This window comes from Gordonia sp. NPDC003424, assembly GCF_053588655.1.
In genome coordinates this window covers 1-19495 of record NZ_JBSFQJ010000035.1, presented here as the reverse complement: position 1 = coordinate 19495, position 19495 = coordinate 1, and the positions used below count along the sequence as shown (strand labels likewise).

Sequence of the window (19495 nt, the reverse complement as noted above, 5' to 3'; positions counted from 1 at the left end):
ATACCCGCCAGCAGATCGTTGGTCGGTGTCTCGTCGATCTCCTCGAGGTCGACACCACCGACAAACCCGGCCGGCAACCCACGCCACAACGGCGCTGCTGCAGAACCGATTGTCGGGGACACGAGCGGCCTTCCAGAGATGCGGACATGACTGCAGGACAACCACATTCATCTCTGCGCGCCTCCCGACTCCCCGGGTGGCGCGGCGCTTCATCAACTCTTTCCTGCGATGACAACAACATACCTCGGGGGTCTGACAGGTTTTGGTCGTTGCGGTGTCGAGCGTTGCACCCTTCGACACGCGTCGGGCTCGCTGCGCTCGCTCGTCGCTGCTCAGGGAGCGGTGGGGTGGCGGCTGGGGCCGGTCGGCCGCCGGCACGCGTTGACCCTTCGACACGCGTCGGGCTCGCTGCGCTCGCTCGTCGCTGCTCAGGGAGCGGTGGGCAACGAAGCCGCCCACTGAGTGAGTACTCCGGCCCGGCACAAGGGCAGCTGGAGTGGTGATCCCGCTCACCGGACCCCACATGGCCCACGTAGGATCTTTCACACTGGGGGCCGTGCCGATCGTGAGTGCCGAACGATGAGGAGTCCGACCATGTTCGACAAAGTGCTGGTGGCCAACCGCGGTGAGATCGCGATCCGCGCCTTCCGCGCTGCCTATGAGTTGGGGGCGCGCACCGTCGCGATCTTCCCCTACGAGGACCGCAACTCGGTGCACCGGCTGAAGGCCGACGAGTCCTATCAGATCGGCAATCCCGGCCAACCCGTCCGCGCGTATCTGTCGGTTGACGAGGTTGTCGGCGCGGCGATCCGCTGCGGCGCCGATGCGATCTATCCGGGCTACGGCTTCCTCTCGGAGAACCAGGGGCTGGCCGCGGCGTGCGCCGCGCACGGCATCACGTTCGTCGGTCCGTCGGCCGACGTGCTCGAACTCACCGGCAACAAGGCGACCGCGATCGCCGCGGCGAAGGCCGCCGGCCTGCCGGTGCTGGCGTCCTCGGAGCCGTCGGACGACATCGACAAGCTGATGACCGCCGCGCAGGACATGCAGTTCCCGGTGTTCGTGAAGGCCGTCGCCGGTGGCGGCGGTCGCGGCATGCGACGGGTCGAGAGACTCGAAGATCTGCGGGAGGCGATCGGGGCGGCCTCCCGCGAAGCCGACGCCGCGTTCGGCGACGCGACCGTGTTCCTCGAGCAGGCCGTCGTCAACCCCCGCCACATCGAGGTGCAGATCCTCGCCGACACCCATGGCAACGTCATCCACCTGTTCGAGCGTGACTGCTCGGTGCAGCGGCGCCACCAGAAGGTCGTGGAACTGGCCCCGGCCCCGAACCTGCCCGACGAACTCCGGCAGAAGATCTGTTCGGATGCGGTCGCCTTCGCCAAACACATCGGCTACACCTGCGCCGGCACCGTCGAGTTCCTCCTCGATGAGCAAGGGCGCTACGTCTTCATCGAGATGAATCCGCGCATCCAGGTCGAGCACACGGTGACCGAGGAGATCACCGATGTCGACCTGGTGGGCTCGCAGCTGCGGATCGCGGCGGGTGAGTCGTTGCCGGATCTCGGTCTGACCCAGGACAAGATCACGATCCGCGGTGCGGCGCTGCAGTGCCGTATCACCACCGAGGACCCGGCCAACGAGTTCCGTCCCGACATCGGTCGGATCACCGCCTACCGCAGCCCCGGCGGCGCCGGCGTGCGCCTGGACGGCGGCGCGGTACTCGGCGGCGAGATCAGCGGCCACTTCGACTCCATGCTCGTCAAACTGACTTGCCGCGGAAGGGATTTCGCCACCGCGGTGCGCCGTGCCCGACGTGCGGTGGCGGAGTTCCGGATCCGCGGCGTGGCCACCAACATCCCGTTCCTGCAGGCCGTGCTCGACGACCCGGATTTCCGCGCCGGCAAGGTCACCACGTCGTTCATCGAGGACCGTCCGTGGCTGCTGACGTCGCGGAGCTCCGCCGACCGCGGCACCAAGATCCTTAACTACCTCGCCGACGTCACCGTCAACAAGCCGCATGGCGAACGCCCGACGAAGGTGTATCCGCGCGACAAACTGCCCACCGTCGACAAGTCGGTGCTGGCCCATCCGGCCGACGGATCCCGTCAGCGGCTGCTGGCACTCGGCCCAGAGGGGTTCGCGGCCGACCTGCGCGCGAGCAAGGCGCTCGGCGTCACCGACACCACCTTCCGCGACGCGCATCAGTCACTGCTCGCCACCCGGATACGGACCAGCGGGCTGATCGCGGTCGCGCCATACGTGGCCGCGCTGACCCCGCAGCTGCTGTCCGTCGAATGTTGGGGCGGCGCAACCTATGATGTCGCCCTGCGGTTCCTCAAGGAGGATCCGTGGGATCGCCTGGCGCAATTGCGCGAAGCGATGCCCAACATCTGTCTGCAGATGCTGCTGCGTGGCGCCAACACCGTCGGCTACACCCCGTACCCGACCAAGGTGACCACCGCATTCGTCGCCGAGGCCACCGAGGTGGGCATCGACATCTTCCGGATCTTCGACGCGCTCAACAACATCGAACAGATGAGGCCGGCCATCGACGCGGTCCGCGAGACCGGCACGGCGATCGCCGAGGTCGCGATGAGCTACACCGGCGACCTCGCCAACCCGACCGAGGATCTCTACACGCTCGACTACTACCTCCGGCTGGCCGAACAGATCGTCGGCGCCGGCGCGCATGTGCTGGCGATCAAGGACATGGCCGGCCTGTTGCGGGCCCCGGCCGCGACGAAGCTCGTCTCCGCCCTGGTCAAAGAGTTCGAGCTGCCGGTGCACGTGCACACCCACGACACCCCGGGCGGTCAGTTGGCCACCCTGATGGCGGCGTGGGAGGCGGGCGCGTCGGCGGTCGACGGCGCCTCGGCCGCGCTGGCGGGCACCACGAGTCAGCCGCCGCTGTCGGCGATCGTCGCGGCCACCGCGCACACCGAACGCGACACCGGCCTCGACCTGCAGAACGTGTGCGACCTCGAACCCTACTGGGAGGCGCTGCGAAAGGTGTACGCGCCGTTCGAATCCGGGCTGCCGGCTCCGACCGGACGTGTCTACACCCACGAGATCCCCGGCGGTCAGCTGTCGAATCTGCGGCAGCAGGCCATCGCCCTCGGCCTCGGCAACCGGTTCGAGGCCGTCGAGGAGGCCTATGCCGCGGCCGACCGGATGCTGGGTCGGCTGATCAAGGTGACCCCGTCGTCGAAGGTCGTCGGCGATCTCGCTCTGGCGTTGGTCGGACGCGGGATCACCGCCGAGGAGTTCGCGGCCGATCCGTCGTCGTACGACATCCCGGACTCGGTGATCGGCTTCCTGCGCGGTGAGCTCGGCGATCCCCCCGGCGGCTGGCCCGAACCGTTGCGCACCCTGGCGCTGGAAGGCCGTGCCGAGCCGACGCCGACGGTCGAACTCTCCGACGCCGATTCACTGGCGCTCGACACCTCCGGCCGCAAGCGTCAGGTGACCCTCAACCGTCTGCTGTTCCCCGGACCGACGAAGGAATACGAGGACCACTACGAGACCTTCGGTGACACGTCGCGGTTGAGCGCCAACCAGTTCTTCTACGGCCTGCGCTACGGCGAGGAACACCGCGTGGAGCTCGAGCCCGGCGTGCAGCTGCTGATCGGTCTCGAAGCGATCAGCGACGCCGACAAGTTGGGCATGCGGACCGTCATGTGCGTGCTCAACGGCCAGCTGCGTCCGGTCGCGGTGCGTGACCGGTCGATCGACTCGGCGGTCGAGGCCGCCGAGAAGGCCGACCGTTCCAACCCGCATCACATCGGTGCGCCGTTCGCCGGGGTGGTGTCGCTGAGTGTCGACGTGGGCGACGAGATCGTCGCGGGCGCGGCCATCGGCACCATCGAGGCCATGAAGATGGAGGCGACGATCACCGCGCCGATCGGCGGCAAGGTCGCCCGCGTCGCCATCGGCCCCGTCACGCAGGTGGCACCGGGCGATCTGCTGATCGAGATCGGGTAGGTGCGGTTCCCGCTGCGCCACAGGGGTCTCGATACGTCCGGGCTCGCTGCGCTCGCTCGGACTACTCGACCAGCGGTAAGGAGCCGGTAGGCGCGCGGCGGGGTCAGTTCGCCTGCTGGTCGGCTTTGGTGAGAATCACGTACTGCGCGGAGATCTGTTGGTAGACGTCTCGCTGGCTGGTCGAATTGACCTCTCCCACATAGCGTCCCACCGCAACGATGCAGGTGTAGCGCGAAGTGCCGCTGGTGTCGGACAGGCAGGAGGCCGTCGGCAGCCCGGCCGGTGCGGCGATGTCGTCGAACCCGCGGGTGTGGGCCGACGAGGTGAAGGCCTCGACGATCTTCTGGGCGCCGTCAGCGTCGGTGGCGCGGTACACCGTCGACTTCTCGACGGCGTTCGCGGTGGAACCGACGTCGGTCAGCAGGCGGAATTCGGTGGGCGGATCGGCACTGATCATGGCCATGCCCCGCGGTCCGTAGACGGCGCGGATGCTGCCGCCCGGCGCGGCGGTGCCCTCGGACTTCTTCAGCTGTTCGTCGGAGTACGGCAACGCGTAGATCAGGATGTGGTTCTGGTCGACGAGAACCTTTGTCGGATTGTGGTTTCCGGCCGCGGCCTCCGCCTTGGTGGGGGTGAACGGGAACTGGTCGATCAGCGTGGACTGCTGGGCGATCAACGTGCGCAGAGTGGGCTCGGCGACGCTCTTCTTGGCGGTGCTCGTCTCGAACCACTCGTAGAGCACGTAGTTGTTGTGGGGAGTGAAGGCGATGATGCGGCTCTTGCCGTCGGCATCGACCCGGATGACCTTCGTGTCGGGCAGGCCGGGCAGAGTGCTCACGGTCGTCTTCTGGGATGCGGCCAGCGCGGCGGCCATCTGCTGCGCCGCGGCGTCGGCGTCGGCCGCGGTGAGGTAGCGGACGACCATGTTGTTGAGCGACCGTTGTTGCCCGTCACGCAGATTCGCATCGGGGGTGGTCGCCGCGGCGACGAATCCGCCGACGAGTTTGTCGTTCGCCGGGACTCCGGCGACCTCGGCCGGAAGCACCGGACGCAACGTGGCGCGGTCGGTGATCACCATCGTCGGAAACGTGGGTTTCGTGAGATCCCGGTCGACCTCGAACGGCACCACGATGTACTGGGCCATCCGCTGCCCTTCGACCTGCAGGAGATTGTCGTGCGTCGACTCGCCGAACGGCGGCCGTGGGCTGGTCGGGTACGTGCCGGTGTCCAGTGCGGCGGCGTCGACCGACGGCTGCGCACTGGACGCGGTCGACGATGACGTGGTGTCGCTCACCGCGGTGCCGTCGGTGGAGCAACCGGCGACCACCGTGATCGCGGCGGCCGCCGCCAACCATCCTGCCGTTGCCTGCCAATACCTCATGTGTCGTTCCCTTCCCGCCGCGTATACGGCCGCATTGATCTTTCCCGAGTTCGATGCGACGGCGACGCGGAATGTTCCCGCCCCCGAACGCCGGTGCGCGGACGGTACCGTGACCGAGGACATCTGGAAGTGATACGAGAACCGGGGGTGAGCGATGGTCGACGCGTCGGCCGTGGTCGAGTCGTCCGCCACGGTGTTGCGTGCCTACCGCATGGAAGCACTCGCCGACATCGCGGAGGCGAAACTCGATCCCGCGCGGCAGACTCGCACCGTCGTCGTGGTGGGCGAGGTCAAGCGCGGCAAGAGTTCGCTGGTCAACGCGCTCGTCGGGCGCCGCGATCTGTGCCCCGTCGGGGTCGACGTCACGTCGTCGGTCGCCGTCAGCGTGACCCCCGATCCGGAACTCGACCACGACCACGAGGCCGAGCTGTTCTTCGGCTCGGGCCCGCGCCCGATCGCACTCGCCGAACTACCGCAGTGGGTCACGACAGCCGGTGAGCGCGTGTGCGATCCGCAGGCCGACGAGCTCCCGACCGGTGCCGCAGTGGCGATCCGGGTCGCCCGAATGAATGACATCACGTTGGTGGACACGCCGGGTGTGGGCGGACTCGACGTCGGACTGACCCGCCTGGCCGCCCAGTCCGCACAGCAGGCGTGCGTCCTGGTCCTGGTGTGCGATGCGTCGAGCCCGCTCACCGCACCCGAGATGGAGTTCGTCCGGGAGGCGACCGCGACCGTCGACTCGGTGGTGGTCGCGGTGACCAAGACCGACAAGAACCTGCGCCGCTGGCGGGAGATCGTCGCCGACAACGAACGTCTGCTCGCCGAACACCTGCAGCGACCGGTGTCCGTGCTCGGCGTGTCGAGCCTGCTCGCGGTGATGGCGGCCGAGACCCCGGACCCTGCGCACCGCGACCGACTCGAGGAGGTCAGCGGCATCGCCGAACTGCGCCGCGAGATCACCCGCCGGCTCGGTGTGGCCGCCGAACTACCGCACGTCGACGCGGTGCGCACCTGTCTCGAGGGTCTCCGCGTGGTGCGCGGCCGGATCGGCCGCGAACTCGACGCCGTCGACAGCGGGGCGCAGGCCCTGCCCGACCTGACGGCCGACAAGGAGCGTCTCGAGGAACTCCAGTCCCAGGCGCGGGAGTGGGAGCACTACATGTCGCGCGACCTGACGCTGCTGCGCCAGGAAGCGGTCGACGACCTCGAGCGGCGACTCGACGACATCCGCGACACATGGACGACCTACATCAACACCCACGGGATGGAGGTGCTGCGCCGCAGCGCGCAGAAGTTCACCGCCGACATGCAGACCGACCTCCAGCTCGCGATGGCGCAAACCCTCTCCAGGTTCCTCACACAGCTGCACGACACGGTGATCGCCCCGAGGTTCCCCGACGAGCCCAGCGTGTGGGAGGAACTCAGCGCCCAGATCATCACCTCGATGCAGGACAAGAAGATCGAGGCACACCAGGTCGGCAGCAAGCGCCACGGTCTGCTCGATCCGACCCTGCTGACCATGGGGGTGGTCGGGTCGTCGACCCTCGGCGGTCTTCTCGGTGTGTCGGCACTGATCGGCGTCGGTGCGGCGGTCGGCGCGGTCTGGGTGGGCGTCAATCTCGGGTTCCGCGCGATGCGGGCGGGCAAGGCGAATCTGTTGTCGTGGCTTCGTGAGACGGTCGCGGCCACCAAGGCGGCGACCGGACGACTGCTCGACAGCGCCGTCGCCCGGTCACGGCCGGAGATCGTGATCCGGTACCGGGAGTACCTGCGCGTCAACATCGAAACGCTGCAGAAGACGATCACCGAGGTGAGCCAGGCCGCCGCCGCCGACGCGGCGAGCCGGGACAAGACGCGGCAGCGGCTGACGAGCAACCTGGAGATCGTCGACAAACGGATCGCCGCGGCCGAACAACTCCTGGCCGCGGGGGCATTGGGATGACCGCCCCGCCCGGCGGCGTGCAGACCACCCTCGACCAGGGTCTGCACCAATTGGCCGCGCTCGGTGGAGATCTCGTCGGTCACGCGAACTCGATCGGCTCGATCCTGTGGTCACCGCCCAGGGTGGTGATCGTCGGGCGTCTCAAGGCGGGCAAGTCGACCCTGGTGAACGCACTCATCGGCGCGCCCGTGGCGGAGACCGCCGCGCTCGAGGCCACCAACGTGGTCACCGTGTACCAGGACGGTGCGCCGTCGCGGGCCGAGGTGGTCGGTGTCGACGGGCACCGTCAGCGTGTGCCCGTGTACGGCGACCACGTGCGACTGCCGCTGGAATCCCCGGACGTCGCGTTCGTGGAGCGGTGGCTGCCGTCGACCGCCCTGCGGCAACTGACCCTGATCGACACGCCGGGACTGTCGACGCTCACCGTCGACAACGACGCCGCGACGCGTCGGGTGACCATCGACGGGTTCGAACAGACCCGCACGGCGAGCATCGACGCCGACGCGGCGATCTTCCTGTTCGACGCCGCACCCCGCCGCGACGAACTCGACTTCCTCGCGCAGTTGCCCTTCACTCCGTTGAACATGCTCGGGGTGCTCTCGCGCGCCGATTCGTTCGGCGAGGGTGCGCTGGGACGCCGGGACCCGCTGGGGCATGCGGCGCAACATGCGCGTCGCCTCGAGACGCAACTCGCCGGCACCGTCGGCGCGGTCGTCCCGATCTCCGGGCTGATGGCCCAGACGAGCCACACCGGGGTGCTCACCGAACAGCTCGCCGCCCAACTGGCCCGCGTGGCGCCCATGTCGCCGCTCGACGTCACGATGATGTTCGACGACGACGGTGTCGACGGGATGTTGTCTCCCGCCGTCCGTGAGCAACTCCTCCGGGCGCTCGGCGAGTACGGCGTGATCAACGGCCGGCGGATCGCGGCCGGGGGAGCGGCGGCGCTGAACCGGTGGCTCGTCGAGCGCTCCGGTATCGGAGCCCTTCATCAGACGTTGAACGCCTCGACCACCCGATACGCCATCCTGCATCGCGCCCACCGGATTCTCGACCGCCTCGACCGGCTCGCCTTCACCCATCCCGCCCGCGATCACATCCGTTCTCTCACCGCACGATTGCGCGCCCATCCGAGCCTGCTGCCGGTGACCGCGCTGGAGGACTATCAGCGCATGATGCACACCGATCCGCGGGCGGCGGTCACCGAGGAACTCCGGACGATCCTCGTCGCCACCTCGCCCGCCGGACGTCTCGGTCTGCCCGACCGGGCGCCGGCCCACGCGGTGATGGCCGAGGCGCAGCGTCGCCTCGCCATGGCCCAGCAGCGGTCGTTGGCCACCAGCTCGGCGGCCGAGGACGCCGCCATCGTCACTCTGATCCGCACCTACACACCCTTGAGCGCCGGCGCGCTCTGACCCGTCGAAACACAGGAACCGCCACCCATGCCCGCTCCGATACCCGCCGCCGCCTGGTCCCTCGCGATCGACTTCGGGACGTCCAACAGTGCCGCCGCGCACTCGGGCGCCACCACCGGCCGCATCGAGACGCTCGCCCTGACGCACACCAGCAACCTGATGCCGTCGTCGGTGTTCGTCGGTGCGCCGCAATCGATTTCGGTTGGCGACGCCGCGATCGACCACGCCCAGCGAAACCCGGCCGGATTCGTGGCCTCGCCGAAGCGACTCATCGGCGGTGCCCCCGCGGTCACCGTCAACGGCATCACCGTGCCGACCTACGCGCTGGTGAGCGCGGTGCTGCGGACGATCATCGCGCGCGGCGTCGCGGCGCACGCGGGAGCGCTCCCGACCCAGCTCGTGCTCACCCACCCGGAGGCGTGGGCGCGCGAACAGATACGCGTGCTCGTCGACGCCGCGGTGCACGCGGGCATCGACCCCGCGCGGATCGTCACCATCTCCGAGCCCCGCGCCGCGGCCGCCCACTACTCGCGCTCGCATGCCATGCAGCCCGGAGCGAAGATCGCGGTCTTCGACTTCGGCGGTGGCACACTCGATGTCGCGGTGCTGACCGTGACGAACGAGAACGCCTTCGCGGTCGTCGCGGCGCGGGGGGACAACCGGCTCGGCGGCAAGAACCTCGACGCGCTCGTCGGGCGCTGGGTGGAGGAGCGCCTCGACGAACGCGACCCTGCGCTGGTCTCCTACCTGCGCCGCCAGGCGCCCGTCGACGTGGTGCAGGCGCTGCAGGACTCCGTGCGCCGCGCCAAGGAACTCCTGTCCGAGGCGCCGTCGGCGACCATCACCGTGCCCACCCCGGCGGGCCGCCAGACGCTTCAGATCACCCGGGACGAGTTCGACGAACTCATCGGTCCGTCGGTCGCGCAGGCGATGTCGCTGACCCGTGCCACCCTCCTCGACGCCGGGATCACCCACCCGGACCAACTGACCGCGCTCTACCTGACGGGCGGCTCGTCGCGGATACCGCTGGTCGCTCGCAGACTTGCCGAACTGGGGCCGGTGGCAACTCTCGATGACCCGAAAACCGTTGTGGCGCAGGGAGCCTTGGTGACCGCACTGGCCGAGCAGCGACCGGCGACCGCGCCGTCGGCGACGGTGCCGGCCGCGGTGGACCTGATGCCGTCGTCGCGCGGTGGCCAGACCGAGCAGGCTCCGACCTCCCGGAGGCGGTGGGGTCGTCTGGCCCTGGTCGGCGTCGCCGCGCTCGCCGTCGTCGGCATCGTCGTGGGTGTGGTGGCGGCACTCAACCGTGACGACCCCAACGACACCCCCGCCGTGGCGGGCGGCTCCACATCGGTCGCGGCGTCCGACAGCGGCGACGCCACCGTGATCCGCGACCAGCCGGCGTTGCTGGCGGCGCTGCCCGCCACGCTCCGGGATTCGCTGAGCACCTGCACGAATGCCGGCTACACCCCGGCCGGCGCGCTGATGCTCGGATGCAGATTCGCCACCGACAGTTCGCTGGCACCGCTCGCCGCGTCGCCGGGATCGATGTTCCTGCTCGTCCAGGGTGACCCGAGCGAGGCCGACGAGCGCATCAAGAACATCCGCAACGGCGTCTACAGCGACGGCAAGGGCACCCTGGTGGAGGATGACGCACGGACCGCGGCCGCCGACATCGCGCGGGCCTCGAGCACCGTGGACAGCTACACGATCAAATATGCGAACACCTCGACGGGCCTGGTCGCCGACGTGCAGGGACTCAAGTCCATCGACGACGCGAAGACCTTCCTGACCCGCTCCGGACTGATCTCCTGAAACTACTTTCGAGCCTCGGGAACATTCCCGGCTGCTCGGCGCAACCAATCTCCGACAGCGCAAGAGGCCCGGGCACGCCGGGTCATGACGAAAGGCCCACCATGTCGGACAGCATCTACAGCAGCACCCCCTCCACCGCGCCCTCCACGTCCTCCACCGCGCCCTCCACCTCTCCGTCCGCCCCGCAGCAGAGCACCACCGGAGCCCACGTCGAGCATTCGACCGACCCACAGACCGGTCACCAGGTCGACACCTACGTCGACGCCCAGGGCAATGTCACCCTCATCGAGATGGACACGGACGGCGACGGCGTCATGGACACCGCGGCCAAGCCCGGCCCGGACGGCGGCGCGATCGTCGGACGCGACACCGATCACGACGGCAAGGTCGACCTGGTGTCGCACGTCGACGCCTCGGGTCACATCTACGAGCAGGACACGCTCACCAACGGCCAGATCGACAGCATGCTGCTCGACGCCAACGGCGACGGCGTCCCCGACGTCAAGCTCGTCGACTCCGATCACGACGGCCGGATGGACACCACCGTGCTCGACGTCGATCACGACGGTCGCCCGGACACGCAGATCGTCGACACCGACGGCGACGGACAGCCCGACCAGATGCAGTACATCAACGGCGGCCCGGCCGGTGTGGACGGCAGCGCACCCGACTACGACCCGTCGGCCCCCGAGACGCCCGGCGTGCCCGATGCCGGCACCGATGCCTCCTACGGCACCCACGACGACCACGATTCCTACGCGAGCGCACCGCACGACTACCACGACGGCCACGGTGCGTACTGAGTCGGAGCCGGCGGCTCCGGAGGCTCCGGTGACGACGATGATCTCCGGCAGCATGTCCGTCGACGGCACCGTTCGTCGGATCGGCGATCAGCCGGTGATCACCGTGGGGGCGGCACCGGACAACGACATCGTCGTCGGACATCGGGACATCGCCGACCACCACCTGCACCTCGAATGGCGTGAGGGCGACTGGTGGCTGGTCGGCGACGACCCCGCGGCCCGTGTCTTCGCCGGGGGCGAGCAGATCACCGAGACACCCATCGACGGGTCGATCGCGGTGCACCTCGGACACCCCGCGCACGGGCCCGCGCTGACCGTGGGTGCTCGCCACCTGGTGCGCCGCCCCGCCCGCACCGGTCGAACCTGGCGACGCCCGTTGCGCCATGCCGCGACAACTGGCGGGTGCCCCGCACTTACAACCGTTGCGCCGCAACGCCGACAGCAGCGGAGCGACGCGCCTCGACGCCGTCAGCACCATCGGCCGCACCGCGGACAACACCGTCGTCGTCGACGACTCCCTCGCGTCCCGGCACCACGCCCGGATCACCGTCGCGGACGACGGGTTGTGGCTCGACGACCTCGACAGCATCAACGGCACGTTCGTCGACGGACAGCGGATCGACCGGTGCCGACTGTCCGACGGAGACACGATCACGATCGGCAACAGCGATCTCGTCGTCGCCGGCCGAACCCTCGTCCGTGGGCGGCGGTCCGACAGTGCCCCCGCGGCCGGGCTGGCCGTGCGCGGTGTCGGCCTGACCGTGGACAACACCAAACGGCTGCTGGACGACGTGAGCTTCCAGGCGCGGCCCGGAACGCTCACCGCGGTGATCGGGCCGTCCGGGGCCGGCAAGTCCACGGTGTCGAAAATTGTTGCCGGACTGACGGTTCCGACAACCGGATCGGTCACCTTCGAAGGCCGCGACGTGCACGAGGACTACGAGGCGCTGCGCACCCGGATCGGGATGGTGCCCCAGCAGGACGTCCTGCACGGCAAACTCACGCTGCGCCAGGCGCTGCGCTACGCCGCCGAACTGAGACTTCCCGACGACTCGACGACCGCCGACCGCGACGCCGTGATCGCCGGTGTGCTCGACGAACTGCAGCTCACCGAACACCTCGACACCCGCGTCGACACGCTGTCGGGGGGACAGCGCAAGCGGGCATCGGTGGCGATGGAACTGCTGACCGGACCCGCCCTGCTGATCCTCGACGAACCGACGTCGGGACTCGACCTCGCCCTCGACCGTCAGGTGATGAGCACCTTGCGCCGACTGGCCGACGCCGGTCGCGTCGTCGTGGTGGTCACCCATTCGCTGAACTACCTCTCGATGTGCGACCAGGTGCTGCTTCTCGCGCCGGGAGGCAAGACCGCCTATCTCGGCGACCCCGCCGAGGTCGGGACGACCCTGGGTACCGACGACTGGGCAGAGATCTTCTCTTTCGTTGCCGCCCAACCCGATACCGCTCACGATCGATATCGCCGCAATGCGCCGGACGTGGCCGTGCCGCCGGTACGCAGGGCTGCGGCAGCGGCGGTGCGGGTGCCGCATCGCAGCGTGGTGCGGCAGTGTTCGACGGTCGCCCGGCGCCAGATCCGGCTGATCGTCGCCGATCGCGGCTACCTCACCTTCCTGACCGTGCTGCCGATCGTGCTCGGGCTGCTGACACTGGTGATCCCCGGCGACAGCGGATTCGGGGTCGGCCGCACCGCGGACACCGCCGGCGAAGCGGTTCAGATCCTGGTGATCCTCGTCGTCGGCGCCACCTTCATGGGCGCGGCGCTCACCGTCCGCGACCTGGTGGGGGAACGGGACATCTTCGAGCGTGAACGGGCTGTCGGGCTGCAGCCGGGGTGCTATCTGGCGGCCAAGGTGATGGTCTACGTCGCCGCCGCGATCCTGCAGACCGCCCTGATGGTGACCATCACCTACCTCGGCAAAGGACTGCCGAGCGGTGGTGTCCTCGGACGCGCGCCGGTCGAACTCTTCGCCGCCGTCGCGGCGCTGGCCTGCGTCAGTACCGTTGTCGGGCTGGCGATTTCCGCGACGGTGCGCTCCACCGAACAGACCATGCCCCCGTTGGTGATCATCGTCGTCTCCCAACTCGTGTTCTGCGGCGGCCTGTTTCGGCTCACCGCGGCGGGACTGCAGCAGCTGTCCTGGCTGTTCCCGTCGTATTGGGGTTATGCGGCGGCGGCCGCGTCCGTCGATCTCACGCGGATCGCGCCGCTGGCGCCGCAGACCGCGCATGCGACGTTCTGGACAGCCGAAGTGGGCAACACCGTCCTGGCGTACAGCGCGTTGCTGTTGATGACGATCGTGCTCATCGCCTTCGTGGTGTCCCGGCTGCAACTGAATCGGGGGAGCCGTGCCGGCGCCCGGTAGCATCGGACCCGAGTCGGCAAGGACGCTCACCGCACGCACATCTGAGGAGGTCATCACATGACCGAGGAACCCTCGATCCTGGCCTCGCTCGGCGTCGACACCGGCCCGCCGACACCGCCACCGCCGCAGATCTGGGAGTCAGCGCTGCAGGCCGCGTTCGATCCGGCCTCGACCGCGGATGCCGACACCGTGCCCTACATGGACGACACACCGCCTCCCGACGACGACCACCTCGTCGTCGATGAACCGGTGCACGACGTGTCACCGGGTCACGCCGAGACCGCGAGTGTCGACCATGGTCATGTCGATGCCGGTCATGTCGCCGGCGGTGATGGCGATAGCGGGGTCCACGAGTTCGACGAGATCCGGCACGACGATCACCTCGATCACGGTCCCGATGACGGTCATGCTCACGACCACGGTTTCGAGGACGGCCACGGCCACGACGATCATCCTGTGCTGTGATGGTGACCGACGGGGCGGGGGACGTGATGGATGAAGCAGTGCTGTTGATGCGGGCGCGCGACGGCGATCAGCGTGCCTTCGCCGAACTCGCCGGCGCGCACCGCAACCAGGTGTGGGCGGTCTGCCTCAACATCTGCGGCAACCAGCACGACGCCGAGGACGCGTTGCAGAACACACTGATCGCCGCATGGCAGAACCTGCACAAGTTCCGCGGTGAGTCGAGGTTCTCCACATGGCTGCACCGGATCGCGGCCAACAACGCACTCACGGTGGTCCGCGGTCGCAAGGCCAACACCCAACTCACCGACTTCAGCGATCCGGAGCAACCGGTCACGCTGACCGATGACGACGATGTGCCGGCGTTCGACGAGCGCGTCGCCGTCCGGGACGCGGTCCGTGAGGCGCTCGGCCGGCTACCGCACGATTTCCGAGAAGCCGTGGTACTGCGCGAGTTCGGCGATCTCTCCTACGCCGACATCGCCGCACATCAGGGTATCGGCGTGCAGACCGTCAAATCGCGCCTCAACCGGGCACGCACGCAACTCGCGGAGGTGTTGCGCGACACCATGAGTCCGTCGTGAAGCTCAGCTTCCGTCGATGACCACGTCGGCACGGACTCGGGTTTCGGCGATCAGCCGCGCGTTGGGTTCGTCGACGGTGTCCACCCACGCTTGCGCGACCTCAGGTGACTTTCCGGCCGCGATGTGCCTGCGCACCAACCGTTCTCGACGAAGGTCGTCCGGCGTCGCGACGTAGTAGAGGCGGGACAGCAGGTCTGCGACCGCCGCCCATGAACCATGGTCGAGCGCAAGATAATTACCCTCGACGACGATCAACCGCGCGGTTGCCGGCACGATCAGCGACGCGGCGATCGGTTCACCGGCGGTGTGGTCGAAATCGGGAGCGTAGACGTCGTGGTCGGCGTCGCGGATGCGGGTGAGCAGCGCGACGAATCCGTCGGCGTCGAAGGTGTCGGGGGCACCCTTGCGGTCGGACCGATTCAGTTGCGCGAGGACGGTATTGGAGAAGTGGAAGCCGTCCATCGGCAGGTACCCGACGGAGGAGGAGCCGTGGGTCGCGGCGTGGTGGTCGACGATCGAACGCGCGATCGTCGTCTTGCCCGAGCCGGGTGGTCCGGTCACGCCGACGATGACGCGATCGCCGGAGGCGGCGAGCAGTTCGTCGATCTCGGTCAGCGGGCCCACGCCGACCATCCTACGAACGCAATCCGGCGGCGCGGAACCGAGTCACGCGCCGCCGGAGCGAACTCTGCCTACCTGGTTATTTGTTGCCGAACCAACTGACGTCGTCGTTGCCGATCAGGTCGGGCACAGTCCAGCCGTCGAGGTCGTACTCGGCCAGGCAGTTCTCGGCCAGACCCTTCATCTGCTCCACACCACCGCGGTTCTGCGCGGCGAACAGCAGCTCGGCCTTCACGTTCTCGTGGTTACCGGAGTAGTTGCGCTCGTAGAGCTCGTGGCGGCCACCGAACTCGGAGCCGATCGAATCCCACAGCGCCTTCATCACCTTCACCCGGTCGACGGCGGTGATGCCGTTGGAACCGCGGACGAACTTGTCGAGGTACGGACGGACGTCGGGACTCTTGAAATCGGCTGCGCTGGAGGGGAGATAGATCAGTCCGGACGCGACGTCCTGCTCGATGATCTCCTTGATCCGCGGGTAGCCCTGCATCATGAACATCCGGTAGGTCAGGCCGTACTCGAGGCGTGGGATGACGGTGTCGCCGATCCACGGCTCCGGGTTGTGCGCCATCGCGTCGGTCAGCGTCCAGAACAGGTTGCGCCAGCCGATCACCTCACCGACCCGGGTCTGCACGCCGCGGAATCCGCCGGAGCCGGTGCAGTCGAGGGCCTTCATCAGCAGGCCGGCGATGAAGTCGAGCTTGACCGCCAGCCGGGTGCAGCCCTGGAAGGTGAACCGCGGTAGGAAGCCGGACTGGGGGAAGAACGCGTTGATGCGGTCGACGTCGCCGTACATGAAGACGTTCTCCCAGGGGACGAGCACCTTGTCGAACACGAAGATGGTGTCGTTCTCGTCCATCCGACTCGACAGCGGGTAGTCGAACGGGCTGCCCATCACCGCGGCCTGCTCGGTGTAGCTGGTACGGCAGATGAGCTTGATGCCGGGTGCGTCCATCGGCACGGTGCAGATGAGCGCGAACTCCTTCTTGCGGATCGGCAGCCCGTAGTGCGCGATGAAGTTGTAGTTGGTGATCGCCGAGCCGGTCGCGACGACCTTCGCCCCGGACACGATCAACCCCGCGTCGGTCTCCTTCTCCACCTTCATGAACACGTCGCCGACCTCGTCGGGCGGCAGCTGCCGGTCGACCGGCGGGTTGATGATGGCGTGGTTCCAGTAGAGGACCTTCTCCTGCGATTCGCGATACCAGCGTTCGGCGTTCGCCTCGAACGGCGCGTAGAGATCCTTGTTGGCGTGCAGGGTGCCCAGGAAGCTGGCCTTGTAGTCGGGGGAGCGGCCCATCCAGCCGTAGGTCATCCGCGCCCACTCGGCGATCGCGTCGCGCTCCTTGATCAGATCCTCCGAGCTCGTCGACGCCTTGAAGAACGGCATGGTGACACCGCCGTTGCCGGTGTCGGTCGACGTGGTGACCTTGTCCTTGGTCTCAGGATCGTGCATCGAGTCGTACAGGCGGGCGGTCATCCGGATCGGGTTGCGGAATGCCGGATGTGTGGTGACGTCCTTGACGCGCTCGCCGTGCAACCAGATCTCCCGGCCATCCTTGAGCGATTCGATGTACTCGTCGCCGGTCATCGGGCGGGAGGCGAAGTTGCGGGTCTTGTTGGCCTCGCTGTCGGCAGCCGGGTTGACGGTGGGGGCGTCGGATTCGGGGCGCTCGATGGTGGTCATTGGTTACCTCTTTCGGATTGCTGGGACTTCTCAGACGGACTGTGAATCGGTGAGGTGGAAGGGCGTGAACGTGGTCGTCGAGTCGAACCATCCGGAATGCGGATCGTCGGCCGACAAGGTCCACAGCGAGTTGACGGACGGTTCGCCGAGGTCGTGAAAAGTGCTGCGGTAGTAGAGAAGCGGCGGCTTGCCGCTGGCGTCGGCGTCGACGATCTCGCCGATGAAGATGGTGTGGTCGCCGCCGTCGTAGGTGCGCCACGGCAGGCAACTGAGGGTAGCCGCGCTGCCGGACAACACCGGCGCGGTCGGGCCCTGCGCCCATCTCGGGCCGGGCGTGGCCGGGCGGCCGGCGAAATGCATGGCGATGTCGAGTTGATCGGCGGCCATGATGTTCACCGCGAACGGTGCGTTCTCCAGGAAGCCGCACGCCTTCGACTTCTTGGTCAACGTCACCTGACACAGCCGCGGCTCGAGTGAGATGGCGGTGAACGCGGTGACCGTCGCACCGTGAGGCTCGCCGTCGGCGTTTTCGCAGGTGATCACGGTGACGCCGCTGGCGAACTGGCCGAATATGTTCTGCAGCGCCTTGCGTTCCATGTGATCCCTCCTTCCTGATCGGGCAGAATGTGAGGTAGAACATAGATCGACTGCAGCCGGCTGACGATCCGCGAAGCGCGATCGCGATCCGAAAAGCGCGGCGAAGTCGTGAGGAGTCGTGAATGAGCCAGGTGGAGCGCCTGCACATCCCGGGCGAGCAGGAGTGGGAGGCGGCCTCGGACGCGGTCTCCGACGCCTACTTTCCACACACGCTGACTCCGTTGGACGGCCGGAGCTCCGCCGACGACGCAGATCTTGCGGTCACCGTTCTCGGTCCGCTGCGCATCGCTCGGATCGGGTGGGGTGCGGAGGTGGCGATCCATTCCGACCATCCGGGCGCTTACGGCATCAACGTGCCGCTCGGCGGTGTGCTCGAGACGAGCGTGGCCGGCCACACCGTGGTCTCCACCAGCGGTTTCGCGACGGTGAATCCACCGGACACGCCGGCCGAGATCACCCGCTGGTCGGACACCTGCACGATCGTCGGTGTCAAGATCGATCGCGATTTTCTGCAGCACGAGGTGTGCCGGGTGGCGGGCAGCCCGGACGCGACGATCCCGGACCAGCTCGACCTGCATTCGCCCGCAGGTGCGAGCTGGTTCCGTCTGGTGCAGGTGTTGGCCTCACAACCCGCCGACGACCCGTTGCTCTCCAATCCGCTGGTCGCCGAGCAGCTCGCCGGATCGTTGACGGATGCGTTCCTGCTGGCGGCGTTGCCCGACGATCCGGGGGACCGTCTGACGCCACGGCCGCGGATTGTGACGCGGGTACTCGACGCCCTGCGCGCCGACCCCGCCCGCGCGTGGACCGCCGCCGACATGGCGCAGGTGGCCGGCGTCAGTGTGCGTCGGCTTCAGGAAGGGTTCAAGGAGTACGTCGGGCGGTCACCCCGCGAGTGCCTGGTGGAGGTGCGGCTCGCCCGGGTGCACGACGAGCTGGTCGCCGGTACGGCGCAGTCGGTCACCGACGTGGCACTCAAGTGGGGGTTCACTCACTCGGGCCGGTTTGCCGCGGCGTTCCGGCACAAGTACGGAGTTGCGCCCTCTGCGCTGCTGAACGACTAGCCGGCTCGCAGTTCCTCCCCCTCCTTTGCGAAGACCCTCCGAAAGCTCTCGGAGGACGAATGCATTTGAGGGGGAGGAACTTTCAATGTCGGTCTGACCGGATCAGGCGAGCGACTCCCGAGTCGCCTTCGCGGCGGTGACCATGTTGGTCAGCGAAGCGATCACCTCGTCGTTGCCGCGGGTCTTCAGCCCGCAGTCCGGATTCACCCAAATGCGTTCGACACCCTCGATGCGCGCGTCGTCACGCCTCGGCATCGTGAATCGCCGGTTCGACCTGCGCCCATTCCACGAGGCGGCGAGTCACCGGACGCGGTGCGTCCGGTACACCTGGCAGGTCTTCGGGCTCGTCGGCGGTTAACCTACTGGCCGTCGCTTCCCGGACCTGGGGGTCCAGTGCGTATGACGGCGGTCGTTCCGACATACCGCTGCGGGACAGGTACGGATTCACACCGGATTCCCTCTCATCCGTCGATCAGCGACCGCCGGACTCGACGCCGCATCGCGTCGTAGGGGCTCCATGTGACGCGCTGGGCGAACCAACTGCGGGAGCCTGCATACCCGGGGACACAATCAGCTCGCCGCCGCAAGCGAACTCGGTGGCGCGATCGGGGCGGTGGGGGCGTCGAGAATCGAGCGAGAATTCTTGTCGTACCCCTGGTTTATGGTGGTGTCAGCTTGATCGGGTGATTGATGATGATGCGGCTGAAGTGCTTGGGCACGTGATCTTTTCAGCGACGACGACGTGGG

General features: G+C 68.0%; 12 protein-coding genes, 2 pseudogenes and 1 riboswitch. Of the genes and pseudogenes, 9 read left to right on the top strand and 5 right to left on the bottom strand.

The window, feature by feature from the left end; translation table 11 throughout:
- Positions 1-594: 594 nt before the first annotated feature.
- Entirely contained in the window at positions 595-3984 is a 3390-nt protein-coding gene (locus ACWDTI_RS27010; RefSeq protein WP_449741221.1) for a pyruvate carboxylase, read from the top strand.
- 103 nt (positions 3985-4087) lie between these two features.
- Here ACWDTI_RS27010 and ACWDTI_RS27005 read toward each other — a convergent pair whose 3' ends face one another.
- Positions 4088-5365 carry a DUF7373 family lipoprotein gene (locus ACWDTI_RS27005; protein ID WP_449741220.1) on the bottom strand — a complete coding sequence of 426 codons (1278 nt, stop codon included), beginning with the start codon at positions 5363-5365 and terminating at the stop codon, positions 4088-4090.
- Between the two features lie 154 nt (positions 5366-5519).
- On the opposite strand from ACWDTI_RS27005, the gene ACWDTI_RS27000 reads away from it, so the two are divergent.
- From ACWDTI_RS27000 to ACWDTI_RS26970, 7 genes and pseudogenes are all read left to right on the top strand, one after another.
- Complete coding sequence (locus ACWDTI_RS27000) at positions 5520-7310, top strand: dynamin family protein (protein ID WP_449741219.1); 1791 nt, start codon at positions 5520-5522, stop codon at positions 7308-7310.
- Positions 7307-8725: a GTPase gene (locus ACWDTI_RS26995; RefSeq protein ID WP_449741218.1), complete on the top strand. Its 1419-nt coding sequence runs from the start codon at positions 7307-7309 to the stop codon at positions 8723-8725. The genes ACWDTI_RS27000 and ACWDTI_RS26995 overlap by 4 nt, the downstream gene beginning before the upstream one ends.
- A 27-nt stretch (positions 8726-8752) precedes the next feature.
- Complete coding sequence (locus tag ACWDTI_RS26990; protein ID WP_449741217.1) at positions 8753-10543, top strand: Hsp70 family protein; 1791 nt, start codon at positions 8753-8755, stop codon at positions 10541-10543.
- A gap of 101 nt (positions 10544-10644) precedes the next feature.
- Positions 10645-11346: a hypothetical protein gene (locus tag ACWDTI_RS26985; RefSeq protein ID WP_449741216.1), complete on the top strand. Its 702-nt coding sequence runs from the start codon at positions 10645-10647 to the stop codon at positions 11344-11346.
- Positions 11347-11383: 37 nt separating this feature from the next.
- Positions 11384-13733: pseudogene (locus ACWDTI_RS26980) on the top strand (ATP-binding cassette domain-containing protein).
- A 57-nt stretch (positions 13734-13790) separates the two neighbouring features.
- On the top strand, positions 13791-14198 hold the full coding sequence (locus tag ACWDTI_RS26975) for a hypothetical protein (RefSeq protein ID WP_449741215.1): 408 nt from the start codon (positions 13791-13793) through the stop codon (positions 14196-14198).
- Between the two features lie 26 nt (positions 14199-14224).
- Positions 14225-14779 carry an RNA polymerase sigma factor gene (locus ACWDTI_RS26970; RefSeq protein WP_449741222.1) on the top strand — a complete coding sequence of 185 codons (555 nt, stop codon included), beginning with the start codon at positions 14225-14227 and terminating at the stop codon, positions 14777-14779.
- A gap of 3 nt (positions 14780-14782) precedes the next feature.
- Here ACWDTI_RS26970 and ACWDTI_RS26965 read toward each other — a convergent pair whose 3' ends face one another.
- From ACWDTI_RS26965 to ACWDTI_RS26955, 3 genes are all read right to left on the bottom strand, one after another.
- Positions 14783-15412, bottom strand: coding sequence for a nucleoside/nucleotide kinase family protein (locus ACWDTI_RS26965; RefSeq protein ID WP_449741214.1), 630 nt, complete (start codon positions 15410-15412; stop codon positions 14783-14785).
- Between the two features lie 67 nt (positions 15413-15479).
- Complete coding sequence (locus tag ACWDTI_RS26960; protein ID WP_449741213.1) at positions 15480-17087, bottom strand: 4-hydroxyphenylacetate 3-hydroxylase family protein; 1608 nt, start codon at positions 17085-17087, stop codon at positions 15480-15482.
- A gap of 30 nt (positions 17088-17117) precedes the next feature.
- Positions 17118-17684 carry a flavin reductase family protein gene (locus tag ACWDTI_RS26955; RefSeq protein WP_449741212.1) on the bottom strand — a complete coding sequence of 189 codons (567 nt, stop codon included), beginning with the start codon at positions 17682-17684 and terminating at the stop codon, positions 17118-17120.
- Positions 17685-17806: 122 nt separating this feature from the next.
- Between ACWDTI_RS26955 and ACWDTI_RS26950 the strand changes: the two genes are divergently transcribed.
- Complete coding sequence (locus tag ACWDTI_RS26950) at positions 17807-18748, top strand: AraC family transcriptional regulator (protein WP_449741211.1); 942 nt, start codon at positions 17807-17809, stop codon at positions 18746-18748.
- 102 nt (positions 18749-18850) lie between these two features.
- Here the strand turns inward: ACWDTI_RS26950 and ACWDTI_RS26945 are convergent.
- Positions 18851-18973, bottom strand: a pseudogene (locus tag ACWDTI_RS26945) (hypothetical protein); the annotation flags it as partial.
- Between the two features lie 87 nt (positions 18974-19060).
- Positions 19061-19255: riboswitch (cobalamin riboswitch) on the bottom strand.
- Between the last annotated feature and the right edge of the window lie 240 nt (positions 19256-19495).